General features: G+C 68.9%; 13 protein-coding genes and 1 pseudogene. 5 read left to right on the top strand and 9 right to left on the bottom strand.

Annotation, left to right across the window (positions count from 1 at the left end):
• The 5 genes and pseudogenes from CXY91_RS30730 to CXY91_RS23370 form a co-directional block, all read right to left on the bottom strand.
• Nucleotides 1-263, bottom strand: a pseudogene (locus tag CXY91_RS30730) (hypothetical protein); the annotation flags it as partial.
• 217 nt (nucleotides 264-480) lie between these two features.
• The gene (locus tag CXY91_RS23385; protein ID WP_100963789.1) at nucleotides 481-921 is read right to left on the bottom strand and encodes a nuclear transport factor 2 family protein; all 441 of its coding nucleotides are present in this window, start codon (nucleotides 919-921) and stop codon (nucleotides 481-483) included.
• Complete coding sequence (locus tag CXY91_RS23380; RefSeq protein ID WP_100963787.1) at nucleotides 911-2,410, bottom strand: tripartite tricarboxylate transporter permease; 1,500 nt, start codon at nucleotides 2,408-2,410, stop codon at nucleotides 911-913. Before CXY91_RS23380 ends, CXY91_RS23385 begins: the two co-directional genes overlap by 11 nt.
• Complete coding sequence (locus tag CXY91_RS23375; RefSeq protein WP_100963785.1) at nucleotides 2,410-2,895, bottom strand: tripartite tricarboxylate transporter TctB family protein; 486 nt, start codon at nucleotides 2,893-2,895, stop codon at nucleotides 2,410-2,412. Before CXY91_RS23375 ends, CXY91_RS23380 begins: the two co-directional genes overlap by 1 nt.
• Complete coding sequence (locus tag CXY91_RS23370) at nucleotides 2,892-3,875, bottom strand: Bug family tripartite tricarboxylate transporter substrate binding protein (protein ID WP_100963783.1); 984 nt, start codon at nucleotides 3,873-3,875, stop codon at nucleotides 2,892-2,894. The genes CXY91_RS23375 and CXY91_RS23370 overlap by 4 nt, the downstream gene beginning before the upstream one ends.
• Nucleotides 3,876-4,300: 425 nt before the next feature.
• Here CXY91_RS23370 and CXY91_RS23365 point away from each other — a divergent pair, with 425 nt between their 5' ends.
• Genes CXY91_RS23365 through CXY91_RS23355 form a run of 3 tightly spaced genes read left to right on the top strand, consistent with a single transcriptional unit; the run spans nucleotide 4,301 to nucleotide 6,691 of the window.
• Complete coding sequence (locus CXY91_RS23365; RefSeq protein WP_091836771.1) at nucleotides 4,301-4,927, top strand: NADPH-dependent FMN reductase; 627 nt, start codon at nucleotides 4,301-4,303, stop codon at nucleotides 4,925-4,927.
• Complete coding sequence (locus CXY91_RS23360) at nucleotides 4,924-5,979, top strand: LLM class flavin-dependent oxidoreductase (RefSeq protein ID WP_100963781.1); 1,056 nt, start codon at nucleotides 4,924-4,926, stop codon at nucleotides 5,977-5,979. The genes CXY91_RS23365 and CXY91_RS23360 overlap by 4 nt, the downstream gene beginning before the upstream one ends.
• Complete coding sequence (locus tag CXY91_RS23355) at nucleotides 5,972-6,691, top strand: SDR family NAD(P)-dependent oxidoreductase (protein WP_100963779.1); 720 nt, start codon at nucleotides 5,972-5,974, stop codon at nucleotides 6,689-6,691. Before CXY91_RS23360 ends, CXY91_RS23355 begins: the two co-directional genes overlap by 8 nt.
• 7 nt (nucleotides 6,692-6,698) lie before the next feature.
• Here the strand turns inward: CXY91_RS23355 and CXY91_RS23350 are convergent, their stop codons facing one another.
• Genes CXY91_RS23350 through CXY91_RS23335 form a run of 4 tightly spaced genes read right to left on the bottom strand, consistent with a single transcriptional unit; the run spans nucleotide 6,699 to nucleotide 10,686 of the window.
• Nucleotides 6,699-7,625, bottom strand: coding sequence for a LysR family transcriptional regulator (locus tag CXY91_RS23350; RefSeq protein ID WP_100963777.1), 927 nt, complete (start codon nucleotides 7,623-7,625; stop codon nucleotides 6,699-6,701).
• A gap of 16 nt (nucleotides 7,626-7,641) precedes the next feature.
• Nucleotides 7,642-9,027: an FAD-dependent oxidoreductase gene (locus CXY91_RS23345; protein ID WP_100963775.1), complete on the bottom strand. Its 1,386-nt coding sequence runs from the start codon at nucleotides 9,025-9,027 to the stop codon at nucleotides 7,642-7,644.
• Between the two features lie 13 nt (nucleotides 9,028-9,040).
• A complete protein-coding gene (locus tag CXY91_RS23340; protein ID WP_091836760.1) occupies nucleotides 9,041-9,991 on the bottom strand; it encodes an isocitrate lyase/PEP mutase family protein in 951 nt (316 codons plus the stop codon).
• Nucleotides 9,988-10,686 (bottom strand): GntR family transcriptional regulator, encoded by a 699-nt coding sequence (locus CXY91_RS23335; RefSeq protein WP_100963773.1) that lies wholly within the window; start codon nucleotides 10,684-10,686, stop codon nucleotides 9,988-9,990. Before CXY91_RS23335 ends, CXY91_RS23340 begins: the two co-directional genes overlap by 4 nt.
• Nucleotides 10,687-10,925: 239 nt before the next feature.
• Here CXY91_RS23335 and acnA point away from each other — a divergent pair, with 239 nt between their 5' ends.
• Both acnA and CXY91_RS23325 read left to right on the top strand, forming a co-directional pair.
• Complete coding sequence (gene acnA / locus CXY91_RS23330; protein ID WP_100963815.1) at nucleotides 10,926-13,631, top strand: aconitate hydratase AcnA; 2,706 nt, start codon at nucleotides 10,926-10,928, stop codon at nucleotides 13,629-13,631.
• Nucleotides 13,628-14,989, top strand: coding sequence for a dihydroorotase (locus CXY91_RS23325; RefSeq protein ID WP_100963771.1), 1,362 nt, complete (start codon nucleotides 13,628-13,630; stop codon nucleotides 14,987-14,989). Before acnA ends, CXY91_RS23325 begins: the two co-directional genes overlap by 4 nt.
• Nucleotides 14,990-15,008 lie beyond the last annotated feature (19 nt).

Genomic DNA, 15,008 nt, shown 5'->3' with positions numbered 1-15,008 from the left:
CCGGCGCCACCGCCGCCGCCGCCCGCGTTGCCTCCTGGCGCTATTTGACCCCTGGCGCCCGCACCACCGGCACCCGTCGGGTTGTCGATGCCGCCCGCGCCGCCGGAGCCCGGTTGCGCGCTGCTTCGGTCGCCACCGCGCCCGCCATTGGCGAGCGCCTGCCCGGCGGACAGGAGCAGCACGAGCGCCGTGCCCGCGAGCAGGTGCGATGCGAGCCGCGTGCGAGATGTCCCGCCGAGCGCAGGAGTGGTGACCGATATCATGAGAATGCCCAACCCAACCGCGCCACAGGCTTAGGCGGGTAAGGGCAGGAGGCAATGAACAGCCGTTCACATCTTGAGATAAAACAAATTGTTGCAGTTCTGCCGCAGTTCCTCCGGCTCAGCCTGACAGCCGGCAGCCTCGGCCGACGGAAGGCATCATCCCCGTCTGCTCAACGACGCGCTTGCGGCAGCCGGTTCGGGAGTGAATGAGACAGCCTCAGCCCGGATCCGAGATTTGCGCGGCCAATCGGGCCTCGCCGCTGTCGTTCCAGACGTCCTGGCGCCGGATCGATCCGCCGGCGATCTCGAAGCGGTCGACGAAGCGGATGCCGGAGAAGGCGGTGCCATCAGGCCATCGGCCATAGAGGCCGCCGAGGACATAGACGATGGCGGTGCCGTCTCTCTGCTCGCAGAGGTCGCAGCGCTCGATATGCTTGGCGATGCTGCGATAGCGGCCGGACGAGCCGGCGACGATCGCGGCAAGATCGCTCCGCCTCGCGCCACCGGGAAAGACGAACGCGGCATCAGCGGCGATGAAGCTGCGGGCGGCGTCAATGTCGCGGCGCTCCATCGCCGCGAGATAGCGCAAAGCGAGCGCCTTTGGCCCGTCATGGCGCTCGGCCGCCAGGGCTGGAGAGAGGATCGCCTCAGAGCTCATTGACCGCCCGCGCCACCATCAGCTTCTGACGGACCTTCGAGAACATCGGCAGGATGATCAGCAGCAGGCCGAAGGCCAGTATGGTCAGGGCGATCGGCCGGCCCATCAGATAGTCGAGCGGATCACGCGCCAGCATCATGGTCTGGCGCAGGTTGAACTCGATCGGCCCGCCCAGCACGAAGGCGAGGATCAGCGGCGCGGTGTCGAAGCGCAATTTGCGCAGGCCGTAGCCGAGCACGCCGAACAGCAGGAGGAGCAGAATCTCGACCGGGTTGTTGTTGAGCGAATAGGCGCCGATGATCATGAACAGGATCAGCGCGGCATAAAGCGCGCGATAGGGCACCTTCAGCAGCTGCACCCAGATGCCGATCAGCGGCAGATTGAGCAGCACCAGCATGACGTTGCCGACATACATCGAGGCGATCACGCCCCAGAATATCTCCGGCCGCTCCTGGATCATCAGCGGGCCGGGCGTGACGTTGTGGACGATCAGCGCTCCCAGCAGCAGGGCGGTCACGGGGTTGCCGGGCAGCCCGAGCGCCAGCAGCGGGATGAAGGAGCCGGCCGCGCCGGCATTGTTGGCGGCCTCCGGCCCGGCGACGCCCTCGACGGCGCCGTTGCCGAACTCCTCCGGATGCTTGGTGAACTTCTTCTCGACGCCATAGGAGATGAAGGAGGCGAGCGTCGCGCCGCCGCCCGGCAGCAGGCCGATCAGGAAGCCGAGCACCGAGCCGCGGGCGATCGGCATGGCCGAGCGCTTCCAGTCGTCTTTGGTCGGCATCAGGCTGCCGACGGGAACCGCCTGCATCGAGCGGGTGCGGAATTTCTCGACGTTCTCGAAGACCTCGCCGAGGCCGAAGATGCCCATCGCGACCACGACGACGCCGAAGCCGTCGGTGAGCTCGGGAATGCCGAGGGTGAAGCGCGGCTGGCCGGTGATGACATCCTGTCCGACCATGCTGAGCAGCAGGCCGGCGGCGATCATGATCAGCGACTTGACGACGTTGCCCTTGGCCAGGACCAGGATGACTATGAAGCCGAGCAGCAGCAGAGACAGGTTCTCGGCCGGGCCGAAGCGGATGGCGAACTCGACCAGCGGCATGCTGATCAGGCCGATGGCGACCGCGCCGACCGTACCGGCGACGAAGGAGCCGATCGCGGCGATGGCGATGGCGGCGCCGGCGCGGCCCTGCTGCGCCATCTTGTAGCCATCGAGGCAGGTGACGACGCTCTGGGCCTCGCCGGGAATCTTGACGAGGATGGCGGTGGTCGAGCCGCCATAGCTGGCGCCGTAATAGATGCCGGCGATCATGATGATTGCCGAGACCGGGTCGAGCCCGATCGTCAGCGGCAGCAGCATCGCGATCGCAGCCGTGGGCCCGAGACCGGGCAGAACGCCGATCAGCGTGCCGATCGACGCGCCGGCAAAGCAGAAGACCAGGTTCATCGGCTTCAGGGCGACGATGAACCCTCCGAGCAAGCCTTCCATCAGTAACCCCAGAGCGTGCCGGCCGGCATGTTGACCGAGAGCGCGACGACGAAGAGCAGATAGGCGGCGAGCGCGGTCAGCACGGCCCGGAGGAGGGCTTTGGCCGAGACCGGTTTCTCCTCGCCGATCGCATAGAGGCCGTACATCAGCGCGGTGCCGGCGACGATGAAGCCGAGCCAGGTCAGCAGCAACGCAAAGGCGCCGATCATCAGCGCGACGAGCGCGACCATGGCCGCGCCGTGCAGGCCGCCATCCTCCTCATCCGCTTCGGCCTCGTCCGAACCCGGCTTGACGAGCAGCGCGAGGCTCAGGCCGGTCATCGCCAGCGAGAGCAGCAGCGGCACCGCCCCGGGGCCGAGCAGCCGGCTCGTGCCGAGCGGCAGCTGCAGCGAGGCTAAGGTCCCGATCAGGCCGAAGACGATGCCCGCGATCGCGCCGAGGCGCGGCCGCAGGGTCGCTGCCAGGCTGCTCGTCTCTCCGGTCACTTGGCCAGGCCGAGCTTGACGAGTAGCGGCTTCATCATCGCGCTCTCCTCGGCGATCTCGCGGCCGAAGATGTCGGGGCCGGCGAACTCGACCTCGGTCATCGTGCTCTGTGCAAAGGCGACGACGGCCGGGCCGGCGGCGGCCTTCTCGATCGCGGCGGCGAGCTGCTGCACCACCGCGTCGGGCGTCGCCTTCGGCGCCCAGATGCCGACCAGCGGCGACAAAGCGAGGTCGACGCCGGATTCGGCGAAGGTCGGTACGTCCGGCAGGATCTTGGCGCGCGTCTTGCCGAACTGGGCGATCGCGACCATCCGGCCGCCTTTGGCTTGCGGCACGATCGACTGGGCGAAGCCGAGCGCGAGGTCGATGGTGCCGCCGACGGTCGCCGCCACCGCGGGCGTCGCGCCAGGGAAGGGCACATGGGTCAGCTTGATGTCGGCGGCCAGCGCGAACGCCTCGCCGGAGAGATGCGTGCCGCCGCCGGTGCCGGCGCTGCCGAAGGTGACCTTCTCCGGATTGGCCTTGGCATAGGCGACGAGGCTCTTCACGTCGTTGAAGGGGGCTCCGACGCGGGCGCCCATGACGTTGGGGCCGAGCCCGACGCGGGCGACCGGCCGCAGATCGGACACCGCATAGGGCAACTGGTTCTGGTGCGGCGCGACCGAGAGCGGCGCCGAGGTCGAGAACAGTAGGGTGTGGCCGTCGGGCTTGGCCGATTTGGCGACGTAGTTCGCGCCGATCGTGCCGCCGGCGCCGGGACGGGTCTCGACCAGCACGTTCTTTCCGAGAATCTTCTCCATCTCGGTGCCGAAGGCGCGGGCGAACTGATCGGTCGAGCCCGGCGCATAGGGCACGACGAAGGTGATCGGTTGCGTCGGAAAGGCGAAGGCAGCCCGGCTCACCAGGCCGAGCCCGGCCGTAGCGGCCAACCCGCCGAGGAGGGCGCGCCTCCCGATTCCCGCTTCGTCCATCCCGCTCATCGTTCGTCTTCCCTCGTTCCGGCCTGATCGGAGCCTAGTGGCAAGGAGCCGGACCAGGCGCGCGATGCCTGAGCCTTTGCTGTATGCAATGAAATGTCAACACTTCTTGCGGCGCTGGCTGACGCATATTTCGGCACGTGTCTCGAAATCGGGCGGTCAGGCGGGCATTATCAGTTGAAGTCCTGCATCAGCAGCGCCTCATGGTCCTCCCTCAATGAGGCTGGTGTTGCAGGGGCGCGGTGCACTTTGGAGATGGCGCAGAGTCCATCGTCTATAGTGTCAACAGTATGTGCGAGATCTGCATGCAATCCGCTTATGGGGCGATGACGAAACGGCCTTGGACGCCGGGTCGTGAGCCCGGTCTTGTGAGGCGCCCTGTCCTGTCCGAGCCGGAGCCCATGCTGGCCACGTCCCCTCCCGCGAGAATGCCCGCCGTCAAGCCGCTCATCGTCGGCATCGGCGGCACGCCCCGTGAGCAATCCTCGAGCGAACTCGCCTTGCGCCAGGCCTGCGAGGCGATCGCGGATGAGGCCGAGATCCGCATCTTCGCCGGGCGCGACCTGCTGCTGCCGCTCTATCAGCCAGGCATCGCGCGCCAGGATGCGGGTGCTGCAGCGCTGGTTTCGGCGCTGATGCATTGCGACGGGCTCATCATCGCGAGCCCGGCCTATCACGGCACCATCTCCGGCCTGATCAAGAACGCGCTCGACTATGCCGAGGAGCTGTCGGGGGAGCCGCGGCCCTATCTCGACGGTATTCCGATCGGGCTGATCGCCTGTGCCGCCGGATGGCAGGCGGCGGGCCAGACGCTGGCGACGCTGCGGACGATCGCGCACGCGCTACGGGGCTGGCCGACGCCGTACGGCGCAACGATCCGCACGGCGCCCGGCCTGTTCGCCGGGGGAATTTGCAGCGACCCTGCAGTCGCCGCCGATCTCCGCCGCGTCGGCGAGCAGGTGCTTGCCTTCGCCCATTCGCAGGGATCGGCGCTCGTCGGGCTGGCGTCCGTGCAGCCCGCCGCGGCCTTCACGTCGACCGGGACTGCGCCATGAGACTGGGAATCTGGGCGCCGCTGCCCCACACCATCCGCGCCGAACCCGAGATGGAGCGTGCGATCGCCGAGCTCGGCACGGCGGGCGCCGGGGATGCGGCCGACACCTCCTTCGAATTTGCCGCTCGCATCCTGCAGCAGGCGGAAGAAGCGGGGTTCTCGATCTCCCTGATCGCCGAGCGCTGGCTGGGGCCGGATCTCGAATCCTGGGTGATGGCCTCGGCACTGTCGCAGCGGACGCAGCGGATGGAGCTGATGGTCGCCGCCCATCCCGGCATCGTCACGCCGCAGGCCGTGGCCAAGATGGGCGCCTCGCTCGACCGGATCAGCGGCGGGCGCTTCGCGATCAACCTGGTCAATGGCTGGTGGCCCGACGAGCTCAATCTGTTCGGCAATGGCGGCTGGCTGGAGAGCAGCGCCGACCGCGCCGCGCGCCTCGGCGAATTCGTCCGGGTGCTGCGCGGGCTGTGGACGCAGGAGGCGTTCTCCTTCAGCGGCCGCTTCTACACGGTCGACAAGGCGAGCCTGCCCTTGAAGGCGCGCCGCTCGCCGCCGCCGATCTACGCCGCCAGTCGCTCGCCCGAGGGCAAGGCGCTGGTGGCGGAAAGCTGCGATGTCTGGTTCGCCGACTACGTGCCCGATTACCGCCTCTATGACGACAACCTGGCGGTGATGACGCAGGAGATCGCCGAGATGAAGGCGCTCGCCGCCGGCCACGAGCGCGAACTCGGCATCGGGCTCAGCGCGCATGTGATCTGCGCCGATACGCAGGACGACGCTCACGCCCAGGCCGAGGAGATGCTGGACTACGGCAAGCGCAGCCGCATCGCCGCCGTGGCTGCGCGCGGGCTTGGGGCCGGGCTAGTCGGCACACCGGAATTGTTGGCGCAGCGGATCGAGACGTACTCACGCATCGGCGTAGATTGCCTGATGCTGCGCTTCCACCCGATGGCGGAGGGGCTTACCAATTTCGCCGAGGAGGTCGTTCCGCTGCTGCGCGAGCGATTGGTGATCGATGGTGCGGCGATACAGCCGGAGCCGGCCGATGGCTGAGGCGGTATTCTCCCGCCACGCCCTGATTACCGGCAGCTCGTCCGGGATCGGCCTTGCGCTGGCGCAGCGCCTGCTGGCAGCTGGCTGGCGCGTGACCGGGATCGACCGCCAGGCGGCACCGACCGAGGCGGAGGCTGCCGGCCTGCGCACAGTGCCGCTCGACCTGCTCGATGCCGCTGCGCTGGCGAGTGCCTTGCCGGACATCCTGGCGGAGCCGCCGGACGCCTTCGTGCATTGCGCCGGGCTAATGCGGACGGGGCGCATCGCCGAGATCCGCGACGACGATGTCGAGACGCTCTGGCGGCTGCATGTCGGCGCCGCTATTGCGATCCTGCGTGAGCTTGCGCCGGTCCTGCCCGATATCCGCGGGCGTATCGTGCTGCTGTCGAGCCGCGGCGCGCTCGGCCGGCCCGGGCGCGGCGCCTATGCCGCGAGCAAGGCGGCGGTGCATGGCCTTGCCCGGAGCCTCGCGCTCGAACTGGCGCCGCGCGGCATCACAGTCAATGTCGTGGCGCCAGCTGCGACGGATACGCCGATGCTGCGCGATCCCGGCCGCGGCGAGGCGCCTGCCGTCTCGCTGCCGATCGGCCGGCTGATCGCGCCGGACGAGGTCGCCTATCTCGTGCAGTGCCTGCTGGGGCCGGAAGCCGGGGCGATCACCGGCCAGACGCTCTATGTCTGCGGCGGGGCCTCGCTGGTCGCGCCGAGTTGAGGCCGGTTCACTCCGGGCCGATCGCGCCGGGCCAGCCGCCCTGCTCGGTCATCTCGCGGACGATCCCGAGCGCGATCCGGGCGAACTCCGCCGCAATCGTCGAGGGCGAGGGCAGATCAAGCTCGACCAGCGCCAGCGGCCAATAGGCGCGCGGCGCGATCGGGCGGATGTCGACCGCCCCGGCGAGCATGCCGGCGGCGAGTGTGGCACGGGTCATCAGGCTGACGCCGAGGCCGCGCCGGACCAGCCCGCTGGTGATGACGTGGTCGTCGACCTCGTAGCGCGCGTCGATCCACAGGCCCTCGCGCGCGGCCCAGGCGTCGAGCAGGCGGCGCGAGGCGTTCGGCCGGCTCGGCAGGATCAGCGGCAATTTGACGATCTCGGCCGAGGGCAATCCACCGGTGCCGCCGCCGAGGCTGCCGGGGAGCCCGACGACGAAGACCTCCTCGCGCAGCAGCGGCGTGACCTTGAGACCGCGCTGCGGCAGCGGATCATGGGCGAAGGCGAGATCGAGCTGGCGGCGGGCGAGCAGGTCGCGGAGCTGGCTGGAGAACCCGCCGACGAGCTTGATCTCGACCTGTTCGTGCGCGGCGCTGAAGCGGGCGAGCAGAGGCGGCGCCAGCAGATGGCCGACGCCTGGCGGCATGCCGATGGTGAGGCGCCCGGTCAGGGCGGTGGCGCCGCGGCGGACATCGCTGGCGGCCTGCTCGACCTGGCGCAGCAGCTGGGCGGAGTGCTCGAACAGGATGCGGCCGGCCTCGGTGAGGCGGGCGCCGTCGCGGCCGCGTTCGAGCAGCTCCTTGCCGAGCTCGCCTTCCAACTCGCGGATGGTGCGGCTGACCGCCGGCTGGGAAATGCGCAGCATCTCCGAGGCGCGGCTGAAGCTGCCGCATTCGGCGACGGTCCGGAAATAGCGCAGCGCCCGGAGATCCATCGGCCACGCCCTCCCTCTAGGCGGTTCGCGTCAGGCGAGCCGCCGCCCGCCCGGCGATGAAGCCAAGGCCGAGCGCTGCGAGCAGGCCGTTGCCGGAGGCATAGCCGGCGCCGCCTGCCTGCCCGCTGATGCCGGCTGCGGCCCCGCCGCCGGCATAGAGGCCCGGAACGACGCCGCCATCCGTGCGCAACACGCGCGCCTCCTCGTCGACCAGCAGGCCGCCCTGGGTGTGGAACAGCGCCGGAGCGATCCGTGTCGCGACGAACGGCGCCTGCAGGGGCCCCATGCCCCAGGCCTTCCGGCCGAGGACGTCCGGCCGATCGCCCTGGGCTGCACCGGCCGTTAGCGCGAGCGTCTCTCCGAGCACATCCGGCGGCAGGCGGCACGCTGTGGCGAGCGCGGTGGCATCGGCGAAATCGGGCGCGCCACCATGGGCGACGAGCACGCCGAAATCCGGCTGGCCGGCGGCGGTCGCCTCGCGGATGCGGCTGTCATAGATGGCGAACAGGCGACCGCCGCGTGCCAGCGCCGGCGCGGCAAAAGCGGAATAGCCGAGGGTCTCGTCGGCGAAGCGCCGGCCGGTCTCGTCGACGATGACGCCGCCCTTCTCGACGACGGTCCAGGTGACGAGCTCGCCATGCGGCTGGGCGATGGCGGAATGGGCCTGGTAGGCGCCCATATTGGCGAAGCGGGCACCGAGTGCCTCGCCCCAGCGCACCGCCTCGCCATCGCTGCCGAGCGCGCCGAAATACTCGGCCCCGGCGATGTCGGGGGCGTGGCGGGCTATGAGTTCCCGGTCATGGCCGAAGCCATTGCAGGCGAGGATTACGGACTTGGCCGCGATCAGGCTCTCCGCGCTGCCTTGCGTCCGGACCCGCGCGCCGCGGACGGCGCCGTCTTCGACGACAAGTTCGATTGCAGGGGTCGCCAGCGCCACCGGGACGCCGCGTTCCTCCGCTGCCTGCCAGAGCCCCTGCATCAGGTCAGCACCGCGGCGCGAGGGCACGGCGTGGAGACGGTTGACGCTGTGCCCGACATGGCGGTAGGCGCCGATCAATTCGATCGGCAGGCCGATGGTATCGGCGAGCCATTCGACCATCGGCGCCGAGATGTCGGCGAGGCGATCGACCAGTGCCTCGGCCTCGTGGGGGCCGGCGGTTCGGCGCAGATCTGCGGCGAAGCGGGCGGGATCGTCGGTGATGCCGGCCGCGGCCTGGAAGCGGGTGCCGGCAGCGGGGATCGAGCCGCTCGACAGCATGGTGTTGCCGGCGAGGCGCGGCAGTTTTTCGACGACCGCGACCTCGGCTCCTGCCTCATGCGCGGCGAGCGCCGCGACGAGACCGCAGCCGCCTGCGCCGATCACTACGACGTCGACCTCGAGGTCGGGCTCGGCGGACGTCATGGTCCGCTCCGCCTCAGTGGGCTTTCGCTGTCGCCTTGTACTTGGTCTCGTAATGGTCGGTGGTGAGGAGCTGCTTTTCCAGCGCCTGCATGGCGGGGAAGCCCATCAGGTCCCAAATCTCGTCGATGCCGACCAGGAGATCGGATCGATCCGCCGGGATGCCGGTCTCCATCACGCCGCGCATCACGAAGAGCGCTTCCTGCATCGCCTTGATCGCGGCAGCCGGCAGCATGCGCGGCAGGCTGATGCGGCGCACGCCGAGTTCTTTCAGGCGCGGCAGCGGGATCAGCGGCGTGGTCGGGCGGGGGCGGATGCCGAAGCCCATGTTGATCGAGACCGGCTTGCCGCCGGCGGCCTCGACGACGCGGGCGATCTGATCCTCGGTCTTGACGGCGTCGGGGAAGATCGCGTCGGCGCCGGCGGCGACGTAGGCGCGGATGCGCTCAAGCGTCGCGTCGATGCCCTCGACCGCGAGGGCGTCGGTACGGGCGATGATGACGAAGTCGTCGTCGCGGCGGGCGAGGCAGGCGGCCTCGATCTTCTTGACCATCTCCTCCCTTGAGACGACTTCCTTGCCGGGCATGTGGCCGCAGCGCTTCGGGCTGACCTGGTCCTCCAGGTTGACGCCGGCGACGCCGGCCTCCTCGAACATCTGCACGGTGTAATGCACGTTCATCGGGTTGCCGTAGCCGTTGTCGGCATCGCAGGTCAGCGGGATAGCGATCGAGCGGGCGAGCTGGCGGCAGTGATTGACGTTCTCGTTCAGCCCCATCATGCCGAGATCCTCGACGCCGAGGATCGCATTGGCGATGGCGGCGCCGCTGGTGCAGGCGCTCTTGAAGCCGGCGGCCTCGACCAGGCGGGCGCTGTAGCCGTCATAGACGCCGGGCGACACCAGGAACTCGCCGGAGTTGAGCAGGGCCCGGAAGGCGGCCGGAGCCGAAATCTCGCGTCTGGCGATCATGATGCTCGTTTCTCCGCATCGGTGGCGGCAGGGGATGGAGTTTCGGGAACCTGGGCCAGCACATGGCGGCCGGCGCGCTCGACATGCGAGCGCATCAGGGATTCGGCGAGTGCGCCGTCGCGCATCTTGATGGCGCGCAGGATCTGCCAGTGCTCGGTGAACGCGAGCTCCTTGCGCTCCGGCACGGCCCCGGAGATGCGCCGGTAGATGCGCAGCAGGTGGTAGAGATCGCCGCAGAGGCTGTCGATGATGCGATTGTTGCCGCTTGCGCGGACGATCCGCACGTGGAAGTCGAAGCGCGCGCCTTCGGGCTGGCGCCCGGAATGGGCTGCTTCGAGATCGGCGATCAACGCATCGATCTCGGCCTCGCTCATCCGCTGGGCGGCGAGGCGGCAGGCATAGCCTTCGAGCGCTTCGCGCATCTGGAAGAGCTCGAGGATCGCCTGGGCGGACAGGGAGACGACGCGCGCCCGTAGGAACGGCTCGCGCGAGACGAGCTGGATGCCCTGGAGGCGGCGGATCGCTTCGCGCACCGGCCCGCGGCTGACGCCGAAGCGCGTCGCCAGCACGGATTCGTTGACGACCATGCCGGGCGCGAGTTCGGTGCTGTAGATAAGCTCGAGAATGCGGCCGAAGACCTCTTCGCCGAGCGTCTCGGGGCGCCGTTCGCCGGTTTCCGCTTCCTGCAGGTCCATGGGCGAATGCTAGAAGCGGGTTGAAAATGTGTCAACAGTTTTGACGGATGCCCGTTGAAAGTCAGCACACAGGAAGTCGCGCGGCCAACTTCATATGCATCGCGGCCTTAACCCGATAGCTGGCTGCCCGGAACCAAAACGTCTGTAGGAAAATACTTTTTTGAAAGTGTTGACATTTATAGGCCGGGCTTTCATTTTTGGCGGGTGAGAGCGATGCGAACGGCAAAATGGCCGACTTCATGACGTCCGATGACAGCCTGAAGATCGATGCCGCGGCGGGAGCTTATGTCTCGGTCGCCCATGCGGCCGAGCATGCCGGTGTCGGCCTTGCCACGCTGCCCTATGCCTGCCGCGTCTTCGTCGAGAATCTCCAACGCGGCCGGCTCTGCGATCCCAATATCGGTGCGGACGCCGTCGCGGCGATGCTGCACTGGCGCGACAATTACGGCGTCGGCGTGCCGCTGACCGTCGGCCGCGTCATCCTGCCGGATTCCAGCGGCCTGCCGGTGCTGCTCGACCTCGCCTCGCTGCGCGATGCCGTCGCCGAAGCCGGTTGCGATCCGGCCAGCGTCGAGCCACGCATTCCCGTTGACGTCATCGTCGACCATTCCCTGCAGGTCGACGTCTCGGCCACGCCCGACGCGATGGCGCGCAACATGGCGCGCGAGTTCGAGCGCAATGGCGAGCGCTACAGCTTCCTGAAATGGGCGCAGCAGGCCTTCCGCTCCGTCCGTGTCTATCCGCCGGGTACCGGCATCATCCATCAGGTCAATCTGGAGCACATCGCTCCGGTGATCACGCGGGTGTCGACAGCGTTCGGCGAGATCGCCTGCCCGGACTTCGTCATCGGCGGCGATTCCCATACACCGATGATCAACGGCATCGGCGTGCTCGGCTGGGGCGTGGGCGGCATCGAGGCGCAGGCCGCGATGCTCGGGCAACCTTATGTCTTCCCGGTGCCGGAATTCGTCGGTGTCAGGCTCGTCGGGGCTTTACCACCGGGCGCGACCACCACCGACCTCGTCCTCACCGTCACCGAGCGGCTGCGGCGCGAGCGCGTCGTCGCGACGGTGATCGAATATTTCGGGCCGGGCGCGGCGACTTTGTCGGTCCCGTCCCGGGCGACGCTCGCCAATATGGCGCCGGAATACGGCGCGACCGCCGGCTTCTTCCCGATTGATGCGCAGACGCTTCGCTATCTTTCCCGCACGCGCTCGCCGGAGCAGGCCGCCTTCGTCGAGGCCTATGCGCGGGCCAACGCCATGTTCCGCGAGCCGGGCCAGCCCGACCCGGACTATTCCCGCGTGATCGAGATCGACCTCGGCAAGGTTGGCCGCAGCGTCGCCGGGCCGCGCCGGCCGCAGGATCGGCTCGACCTTGCCGCCGTCGCGACGGATTTTGTAGGCCGGCTGCCGCAGCCGCTTGCGGACGGCGGTTTTGCCGCCGACCCTGCTGCGGCCGTTCCGGTTTCGACACCAGCGGGTTCGGCCGAGCTGCGGCATGGCGCGCTGGCGATCGCGGCGATCACCGCCTGCACCAACACCTCCAATCCGGCGGTGATGATGGCGGCCGGGTTGTTGGCGCGTAATGCGGTGGCTGCCGGGCTCACCGTTCCGGACTGGGTCAAGACCTCGCTGGCGCCGGGCTCGCGCGTGGTGACGCGCTATCTCGACGAACTCGGCCTGCTGGCGCCGCTGGAGCGGCTCGGCTTCGGCGTCGTCGGCTATGGCTGCACCACCTGCGGCGGCAAGTCCGGCCCGCTGCTGCCGGTGATGGCGCAGGCGATCGATGCCGGCGGGCTGGTCGCCGCCGCTGCGCTCTCGGGCAACCGCAATTTCGAGGGCCGCATCCATCGCCAGGTGCGGGCCAACTACATCATGTCGCCGCCGCTGGTCGTCGCCTTCGCGCTGGCCGGGCGGATCGACATCGATCTCGAAAGCGAGCCGCTCAACGGGGCGGATGCGCGGAACCCGGTCCGGCTCGCCGATCTCTGGCCGGACGAGACTGAGATCGCCACGCTGGCGGCACGTGCCGGCGATGCGCGCCTGTTCCGCGAGGTCTATGGCGACCTGCCGTCGAGTCTGCTCTGGGATGAACTCGCGGCGCCGAGCGGGCTGCGCTTCGGCTGGAACCCGCAATCGAGCTATCTGGTCGAGCCGCCCTTCCTGGAGCTTGCCCGCGAGCGGGCGCGCGAGGGTGTGCCGGAGCGCCTGACGGGTGCGCGCGTGCTCGGCGCCTATGGCGACTCGCTGACCACCGACCACATCTCGCCGAGCGGCGAGATCCCGGTCGACAGCCCGGCGGGGCGCTATCTGATCGGGCTCGGCATCGAGCCGAAGGCGTTCAACACCTATGTCGGCCGGCGCTGCAATCACGAGGTGATGGCGCGCGCCACCTTCGCCAACCTGCGCATCAAGAACCAGATGGTGCCCGGCCGCGAGGGCGGCTGGACCAAGCTCCAGCCGGAAGGCGAGGTCGTCTCCATCCACGAGGCCGCGACCGCCTATGGCGAGCGCGGCGTGCCGCTCATCGTGCTGGGCGGCAAGGACTATGGCATGGGCTCCAGCCGCGACTGGGCGGCCAAGGGCTCGGCCCTGCTCGGCGTGCGCGCCGTCATCGCCGAGGGCTATGAGCGCATCCACCGCTCCAACCTGATCGGCATGGGCGTGGTGCCGCTGCGCTTTGCCGACGGCGAAGGCTGGCGCCAGCTCGGGCTCGACGGCAGCGAGCGCTTCGATATCGAGGGGATCGTCGCCGCGATTGACGGGGCCGCCCCGGCCATTGTCATCGCCACCGGCGCTGCCGGTTCGATCCGCTTTTCGGTCACGGCCGATGTCTCGACCCGGAGCGAGCGCGCCTGCCTGCGCGCCGGCGGCATCATGGCCGAGGTCCTCGCCTTCTTCACCCGGCGCACTGCGCCGGCCCTGGTTACGGAGCATCCATGAGTTTCGATCTGTTGCTGGCGGGGGGCGAGATCGTCTTCCCGGGCGTCGGGGTCCGCACCGGCTCGGTCGCGGTCAAGGATGGGCGCATCGCCGCCCTGCTGGCGCCGGGCGAGCAGGCCAGCGCCAAAGAGGTGATCGACTGCCGCGGCAAATGGGTGATGCCGGGGCTGATCGACCCGCATACCCATATCGGCTTCGGCTCGAACGAGACCGATTTCGAGACGGAATCGCGCTCGGCTGCCATCGGCGGCGTCACCGGGATGATGACCTTCCACCGGTCCAACGATCTGCGCCAGTCGACCGGGCCGTGGAAGGAGCGCGGCGAGAGCCAGTCGCTGATCGATTTCGGCTTCCATTTCGGCGTCACCAGCAAGCTGCACATCGACACGCTGCCGGAATGCGCCGAGCGCTTCGGCGTGACCTCGATCAAGGTCTACCTGATGTACAAGGGCGCCTCGGGCGCGGCGAAGGGCTTCACCGAGATCGATGACGGGTTGCTCTACCGGGCGCTGCTGCAGGGGGCGCGCATCAAGGGCGGCGTCGTCGGCGTGCATTGTGAGAATGTCGAGGTCATCCCGGTCTTCCGCGAGCCGCTGAAGGCAGCCGGCCGCAACGACCTGCCAGTCTGGGACGAGCAGAGCCCCGGCTTCCTCGAGGCCGAGAACGTGTTCCGCGTGATCTATTTCGGCGAGAAGGCGCAGTGCCCGGTCAATATCGTGCACATGTCGAGCGCCGAGAGCCTGGAGATCGTGCGCCGGGCGAAGCGGCCGAGCCGGGCGCCGATCCATGTCGAGACCTGCAGCCATTACCTTTCGCTGACCAGCCAGTCGCCGATCGGCTTCCTCGGCAAGGTCAATCCGCCGCTGCGGTCTGGGAACGATGTCGAGGCGCTGTGGGAGGGCGTGCGCGACGGCACGATCTCGACCATCGGCTCCGACCATGTGCCGCGCAAGCGCGAGACCAAGGGGCCGGACATCTGGAAGGCCAGCGCCGGCTTCCCCGGCCTCGGCACGCTGCTGCCGATCCTGATCCATGAGGGCGTGCACAGGCGCGGGCTGCCGATCGAGCAGATCGCCGCCGCGACCAGCGCCAATGTCGCGAAGCTCTATTCGATCGCGAACAAGGGCCACATCGCCGTCGGCATGGATGCCGACCTCGTCGTCGTCGATCCCGACAGAGAAGTTCTGGTCGATCCGGCGACGCAGGAATCGCACTCCGACTACTCGCCTTATGAGGGCATGCGCTTCAAGGGCGCGCCGGTACGCACGATCCTGCGCGGCCGGATCATCGCCAGCGACGGCGCCGTCGATCCCGATGCCCGCGCGACGCCGGCCGGCCGCTACCTGCACCGCTCCTGAAGACCAAGGGCTCAAAGAC

The organism is Allobosea sp. FBZP-16 (assembly GCF_002831785.1).
In the GTDB taxonomy this organism is placed as follows: Bacteria; Pseudomonadota; Alphaproteobacteria; order Rhizobiales; family Beijerinckiaceae; genus Allobosea; species Allobosea lupini.
The sequence above is the reverse complement of the archived record's forward strand: the minus strand, read 5'-3'. Positions and strand labels throughout refer to the sequence as shown.

Bases quoted from the DNA above. Each gene is read 5' to 3' on its own strand.
- CXY91_RS23385 (WP_100963789.1), bottom strand. From the start codon at position 921: ATGAGCTCTGAGGCGATCCTCTCTCCAGCCCTGGCGGCCGAGCGCCAT.
- CXY91_RS23380 (WP_100963787.1), bottom strand. From the start codon at position 2,410: ATGGAAGGCTTGCTCGGAGGGTTCATCGTCGCCCTGAAGCCGATGAAC.
- CXY91_RS23370 (WP_100963783.1), bottom strand. From the start codon at position 3,875: ATGAGCGGGATGGACGAAGCGGGAATCGGGAGGCGCGCCCTCCTCGGC.
- CXY91_RS23365 (WP_091836771.1), top strand. From the start codon at position 4,301: ATGCCCGCCGTCAAGCCGCTCATCGTCGGCATCGGCGGCACGCCCCGT.
- CXY91_RS23360 (WP_100963781.1), top strand. From the start codon at position 4,924: ATGAGACTGGGAATCTGGGCGCCGCTGCCCCACACCATCCGCGCCGAA.
- CXY91_RS23355 (WP_100963779.1), top strand. From the start codon at position 5,972: ATGGCTGAGGCGGTATTCTCCCGCCACGCCCTGATTACCGGCAGCTCG.
- CXY91_RS23350 (WP_100963777.1), bottom strand. From the start codon at position 7,625: ATGGATCTCCGGGCGCTGCGCTATTTCCGGACCGTCGCCGAATGCGGC.
- CXY91_RS23345 (WP_100963775.1), bottom strand. From the start codon at position 9,027: ATGACGTCCGCCGAGCCCGACCTCGAGGTCGACGTCGTAGTGATCGGC.
- CXY91_RS23340 (WP_091836760.1), bottom strand. From the start codon at position 9,991: ATGATCGCCAGACGCGAGATTTCGGCTCCGGCCGCCTTCCGGGCCCTG.
- CXY91_RS23335 (WP_100963773.1), bottom strand. From the start codon at position 10,686: ATGGACCTGCAGGAAGCGGAAACCGGCGAACGGCGCCCCGAGACGCTC.
- acnA (WP_100963815.1), top strand. From the start codon at position 10,926: ATGACGTCCGATGACAGCCTGAAGATCGATGCCGCGGCGGGAGCTTAT.
- CXY91_RS23325 (WP_100963771.1), top strand. From the start codon at position 13,628: ATGAGTTTCGATCTGTTGCTGGCGGGGGGCGAGATCGTCTTCCCGGGC.